Below are 16,419 nucleotides of genomic sequence, written 5' to 3'. Positions count from 1 at the left end.
TCCCAAGCCCAAGCGGCCCGCGACATCCGGAACTTCCTCAGCACCGCCTTCCGCATGCCCGACTGGGCCGACGACCCCCAGGCCACCGCACCCCGGCCGCCCGCCGACGACCCCGGGACCCCCGAGCCCGCAGGCACGGCGTCTGCGCCGAAGGCCGGCCCGGTGACCCCGCTGACGATCCCGTCGCGCCCCGTGCCCTCCGCTCCGGAGCCGGCCCCCCAGCACGAGCCGACCCCACCGGCCACCGGCATCACCCCGACCCGCCCGGCCGGACACCCCGCGCCCCCGCGGCTCCCCCCGTCCATGGCCACCCCCCACCGCGACACCGAACTCCGCCGCACCTTCCCCCCGTTCGCCCCCCGCCCCGAGCCGCAGCGGGACTTCGCCACCACCTGGTGGGGCCAGGCGTGGGTCGACGCCCTGGAGCACACCGCGCTCGACGTCAACCGGCTGAACCGGGGGCGCGGCTACGCGGACGCCGGCAAGGTCGACGCGATCACCGTGACACCGGGACTGGTGCTGGCGTACGTGCGGGGGAGCCGCCCCCGGCCGTACCGGGTGCAGCTGCGGCTGCGGACACTGGACGACGCGGACTGGGAGCACTTCCTGGAGGCGGCGGTGGACAGCCCGGCGGACATCGCCGCGCTGCTCGACAAGGAGCTGCCGCACACCCTGGCGAACCGCGGAGTCCCCCTGCTGCCCGGCCCCGGCGACCTGATCCCCCAGTGCAGCTGCCCCGACTCCGGCCGCCCCTGCAAACACGCGGCCGCCATCTGCTACCAGACCGCCCGCCTGCTGGACGCCGACCCGTTCGTCCTGCTCCTGCTGCGCGGCCGGGGTGAGCGGGAGCTGCTGGACGCGCTGTCGAGGCGCAGCGCCGCCGGCGCGGCCCGCGCCGCACGGGAGCGGGGTCCGGCCGCGCTGCCCGGCGTACGCGCGTCGGAGGCGCTCGCCGGCCGCCCGCTGCCCCCGCTCCCGGCGCCCCTGCCCCCGCCCGCGCACCCCGAGGCGCCACCGGCGTACCCGGCGGCGCCCGGCGGACCCGACCCGTTCGCGCTGGACCAGCTGGCCACCGACGCCGCCGCCCGCGCCCACACGCTGCTCACCACCGGCCGGGACCCGGTGGGCGGGCTGACGCTGTGGCAGGACGCGGTGCGTCTCGCTGCCGCCCGCCCCGGCTCCGGCCTGACCGCGGCCACCCGCAGCCTGTACGCCACCCTCGCCACCGCAGTGGACCGCGCCCCCGCCGAACTGGCCCGCGCGGTGGCCGCCTGGCGGCAGGGCGGCCTCGCCGGGCTGACCGTGCTGGAAGAGCCCTGGGACCCGCCCGCGGGCCGCTTCGACCGCGCCCGCCCCCTGCTGCTCGCGGCCGACCTGCCCGCGTTCCGCCCCTGGCGCAACCACCTCACCCACCCGGCGGGCCACGCGCAGCTCCGCCTGGGCCAGGACGGCTTGTGGTACGCGTACGAGTCGGAGCCCGGCCGGGACGACTGGTGGCCCCGGGGCGCCCCCGACCTCGACCCGGTCTCCGCCCTCACCACCCTGGACATACCGGACTCCCTCTGAGCGCCCCACGCGCGCCGTGAAGACCGTGTGAGGATTCGCCGCGCTTTCCGGGAAGCCCCCGGCCGGCCACCGGGCCCCCCGGCCCGGAGAGGCCGTCCGGGCGGTTAGCGTGGTGCGGTGAGCGAGACGAAGACCCCCACCCTCCAGTACCGGTTCGACGGCCCGGAAGACGCCCCCGTCCTCATCCTGGCGCCCTCCCTGGGCACGACCTGGCACATGTTCGACCGCCAGGTGCCGGAACTGGTCAAGCAGTGGCGGGTCCTGCGCTTCGATCTGCCGGGCCACGGCGGCGCCCCCGCCCACCCGGCCGGCTCGGTGGCGGAGCTGTCCACACGCCTGCTGGCCACCCTGGACAGCCTCGGTGTGCACCGCTTCGGCTACGCGGGCTGCGCCCTCGGCGGCGCCGTCGGCGTCGAGCTGGCCCTGCGCCACCCCGAGCGGCTCGCCTCGCTCGCCCTGGTCGCCGCCTCGCCCCGGTTCGGCACGCCCGACGAATTCCGTCAGCGCGGCGTGACCGTACGCACGAACGGGCTCGACCCGATCGCGCGAAGCGCCCCCGACCGCTGGTTCACCGGGGGCTTCGCCGCCGCCCAGCCCGCGATCACCGAGTGGGCGGTGCAGATGGTGCGCACCACCGACCCCGGCTGCTACATCGCCTCCTGCGAGGCGCTCGCCGCCTTCGACGTACGCCCGGAACTGGGCCGTATCGGGGTGCCCACGCTCGTGCTGGTCGGCTCCGAGGACCAGGTGACCGGCCCGGCCGAGGCCCGCACCCTGGTCGCCGGTATCCGGGACGCCCGGCTCGCGGTCGTCCCCGGCGCCTCCCACCTCGTGCCGGTCGAGCAGCCCGCAGCCGTCACCGACCTGCTGGTCCGGCACTTCTCCACCGCCTGGCAGCAGACCCTCGACACCGGCCGGCCTGCCCTGCGGGCCGCCGCCGCGCCCGTCACTCCGGCCCCCGTCGCCACGCCCACCCCGGCCCCCGCCCCCGCCTCCCTCACGCCGCCGCGCACCGTGCCGGTCGCCGAGATCGGGTCCGCCGCCGAGCCGCAGCGGCCGGTGACACCGTCGGACCGGTACGAGACGGGTCTGAAGATCCGCCGCGAGGTGCTGGGTGACGCGCACGTCGAGGGGGTCCTCGCGCGGGCCGACGCGTTCTCCGGGGACTTCGAGGAACTCGTCACCCGCTACGCCTGGGGCGAGGTCTGGGACCGGCCGGGCCTCGACCGCAAGTCCCGCAGCTGCGTCACGCTCACCGCGCTGGTCGCGGGCGGCCACCTGGAGGATCTGGCCGTCCACACCCGCGCCGCGCTCCGTAACGGCCTCACCCCGCAGGAGATCAAGGAGGTGCTGCTCCAGGCCGCCGTCTACTGCGGCGTCCCGGCCGCGAACAGCGCCTTCCGGGTGGCTCGGCAGGTCATCCGCGAGGAGACCATGCCCGCCGAGTGAGGCCCCCGGCCGCCCGACGCGGCACGATGGAATCGACGCAGCCGAACCGGCAGGACGGGAAGTCATGAAGTTCATCAAGAAGTCCCACTCCTGCGTCCGCCTGGAGAAGGACGGCCGGACGCTCGTCATCGACCCCGGCGGGTTCAGCGAACAGGACGCGGCACTCGGCGCGGACGTCGTCCTCGTCACCCACGAGCATCCGGACCACTTCGACGAGGGCCGGCTGCGCTCCGCGCTGGAGGCCCGCCCGGAAACCGAGATCTGGACCCTCAGGTCGGTCGCGGACCAGCTCACGGCGGCCTTCCCCGGCCGCGTGCACACCGTCGGCCACGGCGACGCCTTCACCGCCGCCGGCTTCGACGTACGGGTCCACGGCGAGTTGCACGCCGTGATCCACCCGGACATCCCGCGCATCACCAACGTCGGCTTCCTGATCGACGGCGGCAAGGTCTTCCACCCCGGCGACGCCCTCACCGTCCCCGACCAGCCGGTGGAGACCCTGATGCTGCCGGTGATGGCACCGTGGAACAAGATCTCCGAGGTGATCGACTACGTCCGCGAGGTCGAGCCCCGCCGGGCCTACGACATCCACGACGCCCTCCTCACCGACCTGGCCCGGCCGGTCTACGACCGCCAGATCGGCGGCCTGGCCGGCGCCGAGCACCTGCGCCTGGCACCGGGGGCCTCCGCCGAGCTGTGAGCCCGGTTGTCAGACCCGGCGGGTAGGTTGAGGAACATGCGTATCGCCACCTGGAACGTGAACTCGATCACCGCCCGCCTCCCGAGGCTGCTCGCCTGGCTGGAGAGCAGCGGCACCGATGTGCTCTGCCTCCAGGAGGCCAAGGTCGCCGAGGCACAGTTCCCCGTCGAGCCACTGCGCGAGCTGGGGTACGAGGCGGCGATCCACGCCACCGGCCGGTGGAACGGCGTGGCGGTGCTTTCCCGAGCCGGCCTGGAGGACGTGGTCAAGGGCCTTCCCGGCGACCCCGGCTACGAGGGCGCCCTGGAACCCCGCGCGGTGTCGGCCACCTGCGGCCCGGTCCGCGTCTGGTCGGTGTACGTGCCCAACGGCCGCGAGGTCGACCACCCGCACTACGCGTACAAGCTCCAGTGGCTCGACGCCCTCAGGACCGCCGTCGCCGGGGACGCGGCGGGCGGCCGCCCCTTCGCCGTCCTCGGGGACTACAACATCGCCCCGTCCGACGACGACGTGTACGACCGCGCCGCCTTCGAGGGCGCCACCCATGTCACCCCCGCCGAGCGCGCCGCCCTGACCGCCCTGCGCGAGACCGGCCTCAGCGACGTGGTGCCCCGCCCGCTGAAGTACGACCACCCCTTCACGTACTGGGACTACCGCCAGCTCTGCTTCCCCAAGAACCGCGGCATGCGCATCGACCTGGTGTACGGCAACGGCCCGTTCGCCGGCGCGGTCAAGGACGCCTACGTCGACCGCGAGGAGCGCAAGGGCAAGGGCGCCTCCGACCACGCGCCGGTGGTGGTCGACCTCGACGTCTGATGCCACCCTGGGGTCCATGAACATCCCGTTCCTGGGCCACCGGCGCGGCAAGAGCGGTGACGCGGCGCTCCCGGCCGACCCCGAGGCCATCGCCGCGCTGCTCTCCGAGTGCGAGCTGCTGCGCTCCCAGGCGGACCGGGCGGGCGTCCGCCTGGACGACACCCCGGCCTCCCTGGAGGCCCTGGACCAGCTCGTCCCCCGCTGGCGCGACGACCCCGAGGCACTGCCCTGGCTGGGCAACGACGCAGGGCTCTACCTGGGCACGGTCGTCGTCCGCACCGTACCCGGGGCCGCCTGGCGCATCAGGCCGGACGGAGAACCGGTCCTGCGCCTCGCCTCCGGCCGGGAGGTCGGGGTCATGGAGCCCGGCCGCCAGTGGGCCGCCAGCGGCCTTCCCGAACTGTCCCAGCTCTACGCGGAGATCGCCGAACCGTGACCCCGGCACGTCCCGGCACCGTGCAACGGGGTCGTAAATACGGCTAATGCCCCCAAGTGCGTGTCGTCCGCGCGCCCCAGCACGCTCTGGATAGTTTCGGCCACTACGACTCGGCCGAGAGTGAGTAGGGCTGCGGATGGCCGTCGATCCGTTGATCGAACTGCGTGACGTCAACAAGCACTTCGGGGCGCTGCATGTCCTCCGGGACATCGACCTGACCGTCGGCAAGGGGGAGGTGGTCGTGGTCGTCGGCCCCTCCGGGTCGGGGAAGTCGACGCTGTGCCGGGCCATCAACCGGCTGGAGACCATCGAGTCCGGCACCATCACGCTCGACGGCCGGCCACTCCCCGAGGAGGGCCGGGCGCTGGCCAGGCTGCGGGCCGAAGTGGGCATGGTCTTCCAGTCGTTCAACCTCTTCGCCCACAAGACGGTCCTGGAGAACGTCTCCCTCGCGCAGACCAAGGTGCGCGGACGCAGGAAGGCCGACGCCGACCGCCGCTCCCGTGAACTCCTCGACCGGGTCGGCCTGTCCGCCCACGCCGACAAGTACCCGGCCCAGCTCTCCGGCGGCCAGCAGCAGCGCGTGGCCATCGCCCGCGCCCTCGCCATGGACCCCAAGGCGCTGCTCTTCGACGAACCCACCTCCGCGCTCGACCCCGAGATGATCAACGAGGTGCTGGAGGTCATGCGGCAGCTCGCCCGCGAGGGCATGACCATGATCGTCGTCACCCATGAGATGGGCTTCGCCCGCTCCGCCGCCAACCGCGTCGTCTTCATGGCGGACGGCCGGATCGTGGAGGACCGCACCCCCGAGGAGTTCTTCACCGCACCGCGCAGCGATCGCGCCAAGGACTTCCTCTCCAAGATTCTCAAGCACTGACCGGGGGAGTGCGACCCATGTCCCGCCACACCCGCGCGCCCCGCGCCATCGCCCTGCTCCTCGCGTCCCTCGCCCCGCTCGTCCTGCTCGCCGCCTGCGGCAAGGACGGCAGCCCGCCCGCCAAGGGCCCCGCCCCCGACCAGCTCCCGCACTACGCGGTGGACCGGAACTTCAGCCTGCCCGGCTCCCCGACCTGGGTCCGCGCCGAGAAGCGCGGCCACCTCGTCGTCGGCGCCAAGGAGGACCAGCCCTACCTCGGCGAGAAGGACCCGGCGAGCGGCCGGTACTCCGGCTTCGACATCGAGATCGCCAAGATGCTCTCCGCCTCCCTCGGTTTCCCCGGCGACAGCGTCCGCTTCCGCACCATTGCCTCCGCCAACCGCGAGACGGCCCTGCAGAACGGCCAGATCGACTACTACGTCGGCACCTACACCATCAACGCCAACCGCGAGAAGCTGGTGGGTTTCGCGGGCCCTTACTACCTGGCCGGCCAGTCCCTGCTGGTACGCAAGGGCACCGACGACATCCACGGGCCCGAGGACCTCGCCGGCAAACGCGTCTGCTCGGCCGCCGGCTCGACCCCGTACCAGCGCATCAAGGACGACTATCCGAAGGCGATCCTGGTCGCCTACGACACCTACTCGGTGTGCGTCGACAACCTGCTCACCTACCAGGTCGACGCGGTCACCACCGACGACGCCATCCTGATCGGCTACGCGGCCAAGGCCCCCGACGAACTCAAGGTCGTCGGCAGGCCCTTCTCCAAGGAGCCGTACGGCATCGGCGTCCCGCGCGACGACAACGCCCTGCGCCTCGCCCTCGACACCGCCCTCGCCGCCCGCGAGAAGAACGGCGACTGGAAGAGGGCGTACGACGCCACGCTCGGCCTGTCCGGTGTGCCCGCGCCGAAGCCGCCGCCCATCGACCGCTACCCGGCGAGCTGACCGAGGACGCCATGAACGTACTGACAGACAACTTCGCCCTCTACTGGCAGGGATTCCTCGGCACGGTCGAACTGACCGTCTACGCCTCGCTGCTGGCCCTCGCGCTCGGCTTCCTGATGGCGTCCTTCCGGGTCGCGCCGGTCGCCTCGCTGCGGGTCTTCGGCACGGTGTGGGTGACCGTGCTGCGCAACACCCCGCTCACCCTGCTGTTCTTCGCGGTACTGCTCGGACTGCCCCGGTTCGGACTCGTGCTGCCCTTCCAGGCGTTCGCCGTCCTCGCGCTCGGCTGCTACACCTCCGCGTTCATCTGCGAGGCGCTGCGCTCCGGCATCAACACCGTGCCCCGGGGCCAGGGCGAGGCCGCGCGCAGCCTCGGGATGACCTTCTCGCAGACGCTCGGCGTGATCGTGCTCCCGCAGGCGTTCCGCTCCGTGATCCCGCCCGTCGGCTCCACCCTGATCGCGCTGGCCAAGAACTCCGCCATCGCCGGCGCCTTCAGCGTCACCGAACTGCTCGGCACCTACAGGACGCTGAGCGAGCTGGGCTACAACATCATCTGGACCTTCGTCTGGATCGCCGTCGGCTACCTGATCATCACGCTCGCCATCAGCGCCCTGTTCAACCTGCTGGAACGCACGTGGGGAGTGGTCCGATGACGACCGAGACCACCGCGCTCTACGACGTCCCCGGCCCCACCACCCGCCGGCGGCACGCGCTGTACGCGGCGGTGTCCACCGCCGTCCTGCTGGGCCTGGTCGCCTGGGTGCTCCATCTCCTGTTCTCCACCGGCCAGTTCACCGCCACCAAATGGATGCCGTTCGCGTACGAGGGCGTCCAGGAAATGCTGCTGCGCGGCCTCGGCAACACCCTCAAGGCGTTCGCCATGGCCGCCGTGCTCTCCCTCGCCCTCGGCGGGGTGCTGGCGGCCGGACGCCTCTCCGACCACGCCCCGGTGCGCCGGCTGGCCGCGCTCGTCGTGGAGTTCTTCCGCGCGATGCCCGTGCTGGTGATGATCTTCTTCATCTTCGTGGCGCTCAAGGTGCAGCCGCTGCCCGCCCTCGTCGCCGGACTGACCCTCTACAACGGCTCGGTGCTCGCCGAGGTCCTCCGCTCCGGCGTCAACGCCGTCGAACGCGGCCAGCGCGAGGCCGCGTTCGCTCTCGGCATGCGTAAAACCCAGGTCATGTCCTATGTGCTCGTACCGCAGGCGGTGCGCGCCATGTTGCCCGCGATCATCAGCCAGTTGGTGGTCGCGCTGAAGGACACCTCGCTGGGCTTCCTCATCACCTACGAGGAGTTCCTCCACGCCGGGAAGCTCATCGCCTCGAACCTCGACTACGATTTGCCGTTCATCCCCGTGGTGATGGTGATCTCGCCGATCTACATCGGGATGTGCATGCTGCTCTCGTGGTGCGCCGTCCGGGTGTCCCGCCGGGAGCAGCGCAGTCCCAAGACCGAGGCCGCGGTTGTCGCCGCGCCCGGCCCTGGGGCGCCGCTGCCGGGTGGGGAGCCACCCACGGCTCCGAAGCCGTGACGAAGGCCGCGGTACACACGGGCCATGCTCGTCCGGCGGCGGCCGGAGATCACTGCTCGCGCAGGGGGACCGACACGTACGACGGGTCGTCCCCGGGCGCGGAGAAGGTCAGCCGCGCGCCGGACGGGTTGTGCTCGACATGGAGCGGATCGACCGTGTCGGCCACCAGGGCCGGCCGGGACGTCGTAGGCCGTGGAGAACAGGTCCATTGCGCGTGGGGGGGCAGGGTCACTCCTGACGTGTGCCAGTGTGAGAGTGACCCGACAGTAGTGGGCTTCCTCACCTCAAGTAACCTGTCGGTAAGTTACGCGCTGGTAACAATGGGGGGAGAAGGTCGCACGCCACGCTAGGAGGCGGGCGTCGCCGGAGCCGGGGTCTCCTCGGACTCCTCGGACTCCTCGGTCTCCTCGGTCTCCGGGAACGGGGCCTGCGCCGCCCGGGTCACATCGGCGATCAGCTCCACCAGATCCGGGCCGTACGCCTGGGAGTTGACCACCTTCAGCAGCAGCACGAACGAGTGGGAGCCGTGCTTGCGGGCCAACCGCTCGTGGTTGCGGGCCAGATAGCGGGTCGCGGCCTGATTGGTGATCGCCCGCTGCCCGCAGAACAGGAACACCGGCCGCGTCTGCCGTCCCGCCGAGACCTTCGCCAGCAGCACGTACTCGGTCGTGCCGGGCTCCATCCGGTAGGTCTCCGTACCGATCCGGAACGCGCCCCGATCCGGCCCCTCATCCTTGTCGGTGTTCATCCGCACGCCCGGCAGCATCGCCGACATGTGCGCGAGCATCCGCCGATTCGAGGCCGGACCCCCCACGCAGAACTCGGTGCGCTCGCCGAAGCCTTGGTGCGACACGTCCTGCGTCATCAACTGCAGGTGCGCGCCGCAGTCCTTGATGAGCGCGGACAGCTCCAGCAACGCGAACACGTCGAACCGGTGCACCGCCGGCTCCGTCGCCCGCGGGTCCCTGTTCACGACGAACAGCGTCTCCGAGTTGTCCGGCAGCCCGAAGAACACCTGCTTCCGCCGCAGCTTCCGCCGCCACAGGTAGGTCCGGGCCAGCCATCCGATCGCGGCATTGATGCCGGCGGCTATGACACCCAGGACGATGTTGCGCACGTCGTCGTTCATGCGGCCGGATGGTAGCGGGTCCGGGAACACGGAGGGACGGGGTGTGGGCCTGGTACGCGATGCCGGGCGCGTGAGGGAGCTGGATGCCGCGGTGCGGATCGTCGAGGAAGAGCTGGAGCGTGCCTACCGGCAGCAGTCGGCCCGTACCCGGTCGGCCGGGTGGACGGCGGGCTGCACACGGTCGGTCCGGGCCGCCGTCACGGAGTGGGGCCGGATTCCCGCCACGCACCTGCTGCGGCAGCGGGTGCCCGCGCCGGCCCACGGCCAGGTCGTCGCCCAGGTGACCGGGCTCGGCCACGGCAGTGCTCCAACCGGGCTGGTGGACATCGCCACCCGGGAACTGGTGCCACCGGTCGACCCCGTGATGGCCTTGCACACCATCCGGGCGGGCTGAGTCCACATGCGAGCCCCCGGGCCGCGAGGCATACTGTCGGGGGCCTCGGGGATCTGGTTACGCTGCGCGGACGGTGCTCTCGGGAGGTTCGGATGGGTCGTCCTGGTACGCGAAAGCTGACGGTGCTGGTGGTGTCGGCCGCCGTCGTGTCGTCCATGGGAGCCGCCGCTCCACCGGTGACGCCGGGCGGGCCCGGCGGGAAGGTGCCCGTGGCGGTCGGCTACGGGGGCGCGGTCTCCAGCGTGGACGCCGACGCCAGCTCGGCCGGGATCGAGGTCCTGCGCAACGGCGGCAACGCGGTCGACGCGGCCGTGGCCACCGCCGCCGCGCTGGGCGTCACCGAGCCGTACTCGGCGGGCGTCGGCGGAGGCGGCTATTTGGTCTACTACGACGCCAAGTCCCGTACCGTGCACACCATCGACGGCCGCGAGACCGCCCCGCTCGGCGCCCGCTCCGACCTGTTCCTGGAGAACGGCAAGCCGCTCGCCTTCGCGGACGCCGTCACCAGCGGGCTGAGCGTCGGCACGCCGGGCACCCCCGCCACCTGGCAGACGGCGCTGCGTAACTGGGGCACCGACAGCCTGGCCAAGGTGCTGCGGCCCGCCGAGCGGATCGCCCGCGACGGCTTCACCGTGGACGACACCTTCCGCTCGCAGACCGCCGCGAACGAGACCCGGTTCCGTTACTTCCCTGACACCGCCCGGCTGTTCCTGCCCGGCGACAGGCTGCCCGTCGTCGGCTCCACCTTCAAGAACCCCGATCTGGCCAGGACCTACGAGGAGTTGGGGCGCCAGGGTGCCGACGCCGTCTACCGGGGTGACCTCGGCAGGGACATCCTCGCCACCGTCAACAAGCCCCCGGCCGACCCCTCTTCGGGCTGGAACGCCCGCCCCGGCAAGCTGACCGCCAAGGACCTGTCGAGTTACCGCGCGAAACTCCAGCGACCCACCGGCACCTCGTACCGCGGCCTGAACGTGTACTCCATCGCGCCCTCCTCCTCCGGTGGCACCACCGTGGGCGAGGCGCTCAATATCCTGGAGAGGAGCGACCTCGCCAAGGAGAGCGAGACCCAGTACCTGCACCGGTACATCGAGGCGAGCCGGATCGCGTTCGCCGACCGGGGCCGCTGGGTCGGGGACCCCGCCTTCGAGGACGTACCCACCAGGCAGCTGCTGTCGCAGCGGTTCGCCGACTCGCGGGCCTGCCTGATCAAGGACGACGCCGTCCTGACCAGCCCGCTGGCCCCCGGCGACCCGCGCCACCCCGCCGCCTGCGCGACCAGCGGCAAGGCCGCGCCGACCACGTACGAGGGTGAGAACACCACCCACCTCACCGTCTCCGACAAGTGGGGCAACGTCGTCGCCTACACGCTCACCATCGAGCAGACCGGCGGCAGCGGCATCACCGTGCCCGGCCGGGGCTTCCTGCTCAACAACGAGCTGACCGACTTCTCCTTCGCGCCGGCGAGCCCCGGCGTCCCGGACCCCAACCTGCCCGGTCCCGGCAAGCGTCCGCGCTCCTCGATCTCCCCGACCATCGTCCTGGACCGGCACAACCGGCCTGTGGTCGCGCTCGGTTCGCCCGGCGGCGCCACCATCATCACCACCGTGCTGCAGACCCTCACCGGGTTCCTCGACCGGGGGCTGCCGCTGGTCGACGCCATCGCCGCACCCCGCGCCAGCCAGCGCAACTCCGCGCAGACCGAACTCGAACCCGCCCTGTACGACAGCGCGTTGCGGGACCGGCTGGAGCAGCTCGGGCACCGCTTCAAGGTCAACCCCGAGATCGGCGCCGCGACCGGCGTGCAGCGGCTGCCGGACGGGAAGTGGCTGGCCGCCGCCGAGACGACCCGGCGCGGCGGCGGCTCCGCCAGGGTGGTGAACCCCACGGGCTGACGCGGAGGCGCCGATTCGGGCGGAGGCGCTGATTCAGGCGCCCTCGCGCCGCGCCTCGGCCGGCTGGGCCTCCTGGCCCTGGACCCGGAAGTCCAGCCGTCCGTCCGCCACATCGACGGTCACCTCGCCGCCCTCGGCCACCGAGCCGCTCAGCAGCAGCCGGGACAACTGGTTGTCCACCTCGCGCTGGATGGTGCGGCGCAGCGGACGGGCGCCGTACTCCGGCTGATGGCCGCGCTCGGCCAGCCAGTCCACGGCAGCGTCGGTGAAGTCCACCGTCACGCCCCGCGCGCTGGACAGTTCACGGGTACCGTTCAACAACAGGTCGGTGATCCGGCGCAGTTGCTCGGGTGTGAGCTGGCGGAACACCACGACTTCGTCGATCCGGTTGAGGAACTCCGGCCGGAAGTGCTCCCGCAGCGGGCGCAGGATCTGCTCCCGCCGGGCCTCCTCGTCCGCGTCCGCGCCGCCCGGCCCGAAGCCGATCCCGGCACCGCGCCGGGTGATGACGTCCGAGCCCAGGTTGCTGGTCATCACGATCACCGTGTTGGTGAAGTCCACCGTCCGCCCCTGGGCGTCGGTCAGCCGGCCGTCGTCCAGAACCTGGAGCAGGATGTTGAAGACATCAGGGTGCGCCTTCTCCACCTCGTCCAGGAGCAGCAGCGAGTACGGGTTCCGGCGCACCACCTCGGTCAGCTGGCCCGCCTCCTCGTGACCGACGTAACCCGGCGGCGCCCCGACCAGCCGGGAGACGGTGTGCCGCTCCTGGTACTCGCTCATGTCGAGCCGCACCATGCGGTCCTCGCTGCCGAACAGCGACTCGGCGAGGGCGCGGGCCAGTTCGGTCTTGCCGACCCCGGTCGGACCGAGGAACAGGAAGCTGCCGATCGGCCGGTCCGGACTGGACAGCCCCGCGCGGGAGCGCAGTACGGCGTCCGCGACCACGTTGACCGCCTCGTCCTGGCCGATCACCCGCTCGTGCAGATGCTCCTCCAGACCGAGCAGGCGCTCCTTCTCCTCCTGGGTCAGCCGGCTCACCGGCACCCCGGTCTGCCGGGACACCACCTCGGCGATGTCCTCCGCCGTCACCTGGAGGTTCTGCCCCTCCACGGCCTCCCCGTCGTCGGCCGCCTCCGACATCCGCCGCTGGATGTCGGCGATCCGGTCCCGCAACTGGGTCGCCTGCTCGTACTGTTCGTCAGCGACCGCCTGGTCCTTGTCCCGTACGAGCTGCTCCGCCTCCCGCTCCAGGGCGCGCACGTCCGAGCCCTTGGTCCGCGCGCCGAGCCGGACCCGGGCGCCTGCCTGGTCGATCAGGTCGATCGCCTTGTCGGGCAGCCGCCGGTCGGTGAGATAGCGGTCGGACAGCTCCACGGCCGCCGCCAGCGCCTCGTCCGAGTAGCGGACCTGGTGATGGGCCTCGTAGCGGTCGCGCAGCCCACGCAGGATCTCCAGGGCGTCCTCGACGCTGGGCTCCGGCACCTGGATCGGCTGGAACCGGCGGGCCAGCGCAGCGTCCTTCTCGATCCGCCGGAACTCCTCCAGTGTGGTCGCGCCGACGATGTGCAGCTCACCACGGGCCAGGGCGGGCTTGAGGATGTTGCCCGCGTCCATCGCGCCGCCCTCGCCGCCGGTGCCCGCGCCCACCACGGTGTGCAGCTCGTCGATGAACACGACCAGCTTGTCCGAGTGCGCGCGGATCTCCTGCACGATGTTGTTCAGGCGCTCCTCGAAGTCGCCCCGGTAGCGGGTGCCGGCCACCACCGAGGTCAGGTCGAGCGCCACCACCCGGCGCTCCTCCAGGCCCTCGGGCACCTCGCCGTCCGCGATGCGCTGCGCCAGCCCCTCGACCACCGCCGTCTTGCCGACGCCGGCGTCACCGATCAGTACCGGGTTGTTCTTGCCGCGCCGGGACAGCACCTCGATGGTCTGCTCGATCTCCTTCTCCCGGCCGATCACCGGGTCGATCCGGTTCTCGCGGGCCAGCTCGGTCAGATCGCGCCCGTACTTGTCCAGCGTCGGCGTGGACGAGGGGCGTGGGCGGTCCTGGCGGCCCTGCGCGGTGTCGGGCGTCTCGGGCGGAGCCGCTTCCGCCTTGAACCGGGCCGCGTGCAGGATGTGCCCGGCGGCCGAGTCCGGGTTCATGGCGAGGGCGCTCAGCACGTGCTCCGGACCGATGTACCCGGCGCCGCTGGCCCGAGCCATCTCGTGCGCCTCCATCAGCGCCCGCTTCACGGCCGGGGTCAGGGACAGCGCGGTCGGCGGCACCTTGCCCTGCGGGTGCTGCACGGGCCCCGCCCGGCCGTCGATCTCGGTGGCCATCGAGTCCGGGTTCGCACCGGACCGGCTGAGCAGGCTGCGGGTGGGCTCGCTGGACAGGGCGGCGCGCAGCAGATGCTGGGTGTCCAGATCCCGGCTGCCGTGCTCCGCCGCGTACTGCGCGGCCCCCTTGACCAGCTCGCGCGCGGGCTGGCTCAGCAGGCGGCCTATGTCGATCTGACGGGGGCCGCCGGGCTGGCCCTGGCCACCCCCGGTGCCGCCGAAGAAGCGGGAGAAGAACTCCCCGAAGGGGTCGCCCTCGGGGCCGATGTAGCCGCTGGTCATCGTTTCCGTCCTTCGCAGACGACGCGTGCGGAGCGGTCGGGTACCCCGGATCGGCCGCTCTTGAAACGATGTCATGCTCAGGGAGGAAGGGCACCCGCAAGCTTCGCCGCCCGCCCCCCGCTTACGAGCCCGCGCCCTGCCGCACCGGCTCGCGGGCCGTGAGGACGCGTGGGCCCGCGTCCGTGATGGCCACCGTGTGCTCGGCGTGGGCCGCGCGGGAGCCGTCGTCCGTGCGCAGGGTCCAGCCGTCGGGGTCGGGGTGGTAGCCGTCCTCACCGCCCGCGATCAGCATCGGCTCGATGGCCAGGACCATCCCGTGGCGCAGCGGCATGCCCCGGCCGGGCCGGCCCTCGTTCGGCACCCCGGGGTCCTCGTGCATCTTGCGCCCGATGCCGTGGCCGCCGAAGTCGGCGGGGATGCCGTACCCGGCCGCGCGGCACACCGTGCCGACGGCGTGTGCGATGTCGCCGACGCGGTTGCCGACGACGGCCGCCCCGATCCCGGCCGCCAGCGCGCGCTCGGCGGTGCCGATCAGGGCCAGGTCCTCGGCGCGGGGGCGTCCGACCACGAAGCTGATCGCCGAGTCACCGGCCCAGCCGTCCAGCAGGGCGCCGCAGTCCACGGAGAGCAGGTCGCCGTCGCGCAGGCGGTAGCCGGTCGGGATGCCGTGCACGATCGCGTCGTTCACCGAGGCGCAGATCACCGCAGGGAAGGGGGTCGGCGCGAAGGAGGGACGGTAGCCGAGGAAGGGCGAGGCCGCGCCCGCCGCGCGCAGCACCTCCCGTGCCACCTCGTCCAGCTCCCGCAGGCTCACGCCCACGTCCGCCGCGTCCCGGACCGCCGTCAGGGCACGCCCCACGACCTGGCCCGACGTGTACATGGCCTCGATGGAGGCGTCTGTCTTGAGTTCAACCATGCCAATTACTATACCGGTATTAGAATGGTGGGCATGGTACGCACCCCCCTGACCCCCGAAGAGCGTGAGCGCGGCGAACAGCTCGGCAGGCTGCTGCGCGAGGCGCGCGGCGCGCGGAGCATGACCGCGGTCGCCGCGGTCGCCGGCATCTCCGCCGAGACCCTCCGCAAGATCGAGACCGGGCGGGCGCCCACCCCCGCGTTCTTCACCGTGGCGGCACTGGCGCGGGCGCTCGGGCTGTCCATGGACGAGCTGGTCGTCCGGTGCGCGCTGGTGCCCGTCTGAGAGTGCCCGTCCGAGGTGCTGCCTCGTTCCGCAAACCGTGCGTAGCAGGTCCGTAACACATCTGGTGTTGCCTGACTCCCGTAGTGCTGGTGAACGGGCGGGAGCCGGGTGATGGCGGAACAACTCAACGCGGCGCTCGGGGAGTTCGGGTACTACCTGGACGGCCTCCTGGCCCGACTCGACCAGGGCGCGGGCTGGTGCGGGGTCTTCTGGCGGCGCGACCCGGACGGCATGCGCGCCTGCCGTGAGGGCCGCGAGGTGCCCCCGTGGGACGTGGTCGACGCCCTGCTCCGGGACCTGGCGGCGGCCTACGGTACGGCCCCGGCCCTCGCCGAGCGCGAGCGGGCCCGCCTCCTGCACACCGCCGCCCTCACCGCGTACGACGCCCGCCCCGGCACCCACGACACCCTGACCCGCCGCCTCGACGCCACGCTCCGTGAGTGCCATGACGCCGACGAACGTGAGGCCGCCCTGACCCGCCGCCTCGCCGAGGCGACGGGTCACGCCGAGGCGGAGGCCCTCCGCGTCGACCTCGCCTGGGCCCGGGACGACAGCCATCGGGCCACGGCCCGGTGCGCCGAACTCCGGGACCGGCTGGCCCGCGTCTCCCGCGCCCCGGCCGACCCGCACCCGTATGCCCCCGGGCAGACCGCGCCCGTCCCGGCCGGCCCCGGCCGTGCACGCGCTGACCGTCCGGGCGTCGCCGGCGGAGCACCGCTCGCCTCCGGTGGCCGCGCGGCGGCTTTTGGCCGCTCCGGCGCGCCACTCCCTGCCGCCGGTGACTCCGGTGCGACCGTCGCCGGGAGTGCCCCGGTCCCCGTGCGCCGCGGTGGCCCAGATATCGCGCCCCCTCGCCCCCCCCCCCCCCCCC

At 72.7% G+C, this 16,419-nt stretch carries 15 protein-coding genes and 2 pseudogenes; 13 read left to right on the top strand and 4 right to left on the bottom strand.

The features are described 5' to 3' along the window. From ACFWN1_RS23555 to ACFWN1_RS23515, 9 genes are all read left to right on the top strand, one after another. The coding region (locus ACFWN1_RS23555; RefSeq protein WP_384365250.1) for an SWIM zinc finger family protein at positions 1 to 1,566 on the top strand (1,566 nt) is incomplete at its 5' end. Between the two features lie 117 nt (positions 1,567 to 1,683). Next, positions 1,684 to 3,015, top strand: coding sequence for an alpha/beta fold hydrolase (locus ACFWN1_RS23550; protein ID WP_384365247.1), 1,332 nt, complete (start codon positions 1,684 to 1,686; stop codon positions 3,013 to 3,015). A 64-nt stretch (positions 3,016 to 3,079) separates the two neighbouring features. Then, positions 3,080 to 3,715, top strand: a complete 636-nt coding sequence (locus ACFWN1_RS23545; RefSeq protein ID WP_384365244.1) for an MBL fold metallo-hydrolase — start codon at positions 3,080 to 3,082, stop codon at positions 3,713 to 3,715. 36 nt (positions 3,716 to 3,751) lie between these two features. After that, complete coding sequence (locus ACFWN1_RS23540) at positions 3,752 to 4,531, top strand: exodeoxyribonuclease III (protein ID WP_384365241.1); 780 nt, start codon at positions 3,752 to 3,754, stop codon at positions 4,529 to 4,531. A 16-nt stretch (positions 4,532 to 4,547) separates the two neighbouring features. Next, a complete protein-coding gene (locus tag ACFWN1_RS23535; protein WP_384365238.1) occupies positions 4,548 to 4,967 on the top strand; it encodes a DUF6278 family protein in 420 nt (139 codons plus the stop codon). A gap of 136 nt (positions 4,968 to 5,103) precedes the next feature. Further along, positions 5,104 to 5,847, top strand: coding sequence for an amino acid ABC transporter ATP-binding protein (locus tag ACFWN1_RS23530; protein ID WP_384365235.1), 744 nt, complete (start codon positions 5,104 to 5,106; stop codon positions 5,845 to 5,847). A 17-nt stretch (positions 5,848 to 5,864) separates the two neighbouring features. Continuing rightward, positions 5,865 to 6,791, top strand: a complete 927-nt coding sequence (locus ACFWN1_RS23525) for a glutamate ABC transporter substrate-binding protein (protein ID WP_384365232.1) — start codon at positions 5,865 to 5,867, stop codon at positions 6,789 to 6,791. A gap of 11 nt (positions 6,792 to 6,802) precedes the next feature. Continuing rightward, positions 6,803 to 7,447 carry an amino acid ABC transporter permease gene (locus tag ACFWN1_RS23520; RefSeq protein WP_384365229.1) on the top strand — a complete coding sequence of 215 codons (645 nt, stop codon included), beginning with the start codon at positions 6,803 to 6,805 and terminating at the stop codon, positions 7,445 to 7,447. Continuing rightward, positions 7,444 to 8,325 carry an amino acid ABC transporter permease gene (locus ACFWN1_RS23515; protein ID WP_384365226.1) on the top strand — a complete coding sequence of 294 codons (882 nt, stop codon included), beginning with the start codon at positions 7,444 to 7,446 and terminating at the stop codon, positions 8,323 to 8,325. The genes ACFWN1_RS23520 and ACFWN1_RS23515 overlap by 4 nt, the downstream gene beginning before the upstream one ends. Positions 8,326 to 8,374: 49 nt before the next feature. Here ACFWN1_RS23515 and ACFWN1_RS23510 read toward each other — a convergent pair. Continuing rightward, positions 8,375 to 8,534: pseudogene (locus ACFWN1_RS23510) on the bottom strand (acyl esterase); the annotation flags it as partial. 137 nt (positions 8,535 to 8,671) lie between these two features. Beyond that, on the bottom strand, positions 8,672 to 9,454 hold the full coding sequence (locus ACFWN1_RS23505) for a hypothetical protein (RefSeq protein WP_384365223.1): 783 nt from the start codon (positions 9,452 to 9,454) through the stop codon (positions 8,672 to 8,674). A gap of 70 nt (positions 9,455 to 9,524) precedes the next feature. On the opposite strand from ACFWN1_RS23505, the gene ACFWN1_RS23500 reads away from it, so the two are divergent. Together ACFWN1_RS23500 and ggt are read left to right on the top strand one after the other, a co-directional pair. Beyond that, positions 9,525 to 9,848 (top strand): hypothetical protein, encoded by a 324-nt coding sequence (locus ACFWN1_RS23500; protein ID WP_384365220.1) that lies wholly within the window; start codon positions 9,525 to 9,527, stop codon positions 9,846 to 9,848. Between the two features lie 92 nt (positions 9,849 to 9,940). Then, on the top strand, positions 9,941 to 11,743 hold the full coding sequence (gene ggt, locus ACFWN1_RS23495) for a gamma-glutamyltransferase (protein WP_384365217.1): 1,803 nt from the start codon (positions 9,941 to 9,943) through the stop codon (positions 11,741 to 11,743). A 33-nt stretch (positions 11,744 to 11,776) separates the two neighbouring features. Here ggt and ACFWN1_RS23490 read toward each other — a convergent pair whose 3' ends face one another. Together ACFWN1_RS23490 and map are read right to left on the bottom strand one after the other, a co-directional pair. Beyond that, positions 11,777 to 14,347 (bottom strand): ATP-dependent Clp protease ATP-binding subunit, encoded by a 2,571-nt coding sequence (locus ACFWN1_RS23490; protein WP_384365214.1) that lies wholly within the window; start codon positions 14,345 to 14,347, stop codon positions 11,777 to 11,779. Between the two features lie 121 nt (positions 14,348 to 14,468). After that, entirely contained in the window at positions 14,469 to 15,263 is a 795-nt protein-coding gene (map, locus tag ACFWN1_RS23485) for a type I methionyl aminopeptidase (protein WP_384365211.1), read from the bottom strand. A 33-nt stretch (positions 15,264 to 15,296) separates the two neighbouring features. Between map and ACFWN1_RS23480 the strand changes: the two genes are divergently transcribed. Further along, positions 15,297 to 15,548, top strand: coding sequence for a helix-turn-helix domain-containing protein (locus ACFWN1_RS23480; protein ID WP_217465265.1), 252 nt, complete (start codon positions 15,297 to 15,299; stop codon positions 15,546 to 15,548). Between the two features lie 111 nt (positions 15,549 to 15,659). Further along, a pseudogene (locus tag ACFWN1_RS23475) lies at positions 15,660 to 16,419 on the top strand (hypothetical protein); the annotation flags it as partial.

This window comes from Streptomyces sp. NPDC058459 (assembly GCF_042721685.1).
In the GTDB taxonomy this organism is placed as follows: Bacteria; Actinomycetota; Actinomycetes; order Streptomycetales; family Streptomycetaceae; genus Streptomyces.
The sequence above is the reverse complement of the archived record's forward strand: the minus strand, read 5'-3'. Positions and strand labels throughout refer to the sequence as shown.

Excerpts from the sequence above, each read along its gene's own strand:
- ACFWN1_RS23530 (WP_384365235.1), top strand. The coding sequence starts at position 5,104 with ATGGCCGTCGATCCGTTGATCGAACTGCGTGACGTCAACAAGCACTTC.
- ACFWN1_RS23480 (WP_217465265.1), top strand. The coding sequence starts at position 15,297 with ATGGTACGCACCCCCCTGACCCCCGAAGAGCGTGAGCGCGGCGAACAG.
- ACFWN1_RS23520 (WP_384365229.1), top strand. The coding sequence starts at position 6,803 with ATGAACGTACTGACAGACAACTTCGCCCTCTACTGGCAGGGATTCCTC.
- ACFWN1_RS23505 (WP_384365223.1), bottom strand. The coding sequence starts at position 9,454 with ATGAACGACGACGTGCGCAACATCGTCCTGGGTGTCATAGCCGCCGGC.
- ACFWN1_RS23540 (WP_384365241.1), top strand. The coding sequence starts at position 3,752 with ATGCGTATCGCCACCTGGAACGTGAACTCGATCACCGCCCGCCTCCCG.
- ggt (WP_384365217.1), top strand. The coding sequence starts at position 9,941 with ATGGGTCGTCCTGGTACGCGAAAGCTGACGGTGCTGGTGGTGTCGGCC.
- ACFWN1_RS23545 (WP_384365244.1), top strand. The coding sequence starts at position 3,080 with ATGAAGTTCATCAAGAAGTCCCACTCCTGCGTCCGCCTGGAGAAGGAC.
- ACFWN1_RS23490 (WP_384365214.1), bottom strand. The coding sequence starts at position 14,347 with ATGACCAGCGGCTACATCGGCCCCGAGGGCGACCCCTTCGGGGAGTTC.
- ACFWN1_RS23525 (WP_384365232.1), top strand. The coding sequence starts at position 5,865 with ATGTCCCGCCACACCCGCGCGCCCCGCGCCATCGCCCTGCTCCTCGCG.
- ACFWN1_RS23515 (WP_384365226.1), top strand. The coding sequence starts at position 7,444 with ATGACGACCGAGACCACCGCGCTCTACGACGTCCCCGGCCCCACCACC.
- map (WP_384365211.1), bottom strand. The coding sequence starts at position 15,263 with ATGGTTGAACTCAAGACAGACGCCTCCATCGAGGCCATGTACACGTCG.
- ACFWN1_RS23535 (WP_384365238.1), top strand. The coding sequence starts at position 4,548 with ATGAACATCCCGTTCCTGGGCCACCGGCGCGGCAAGAGCGGTGACGCG.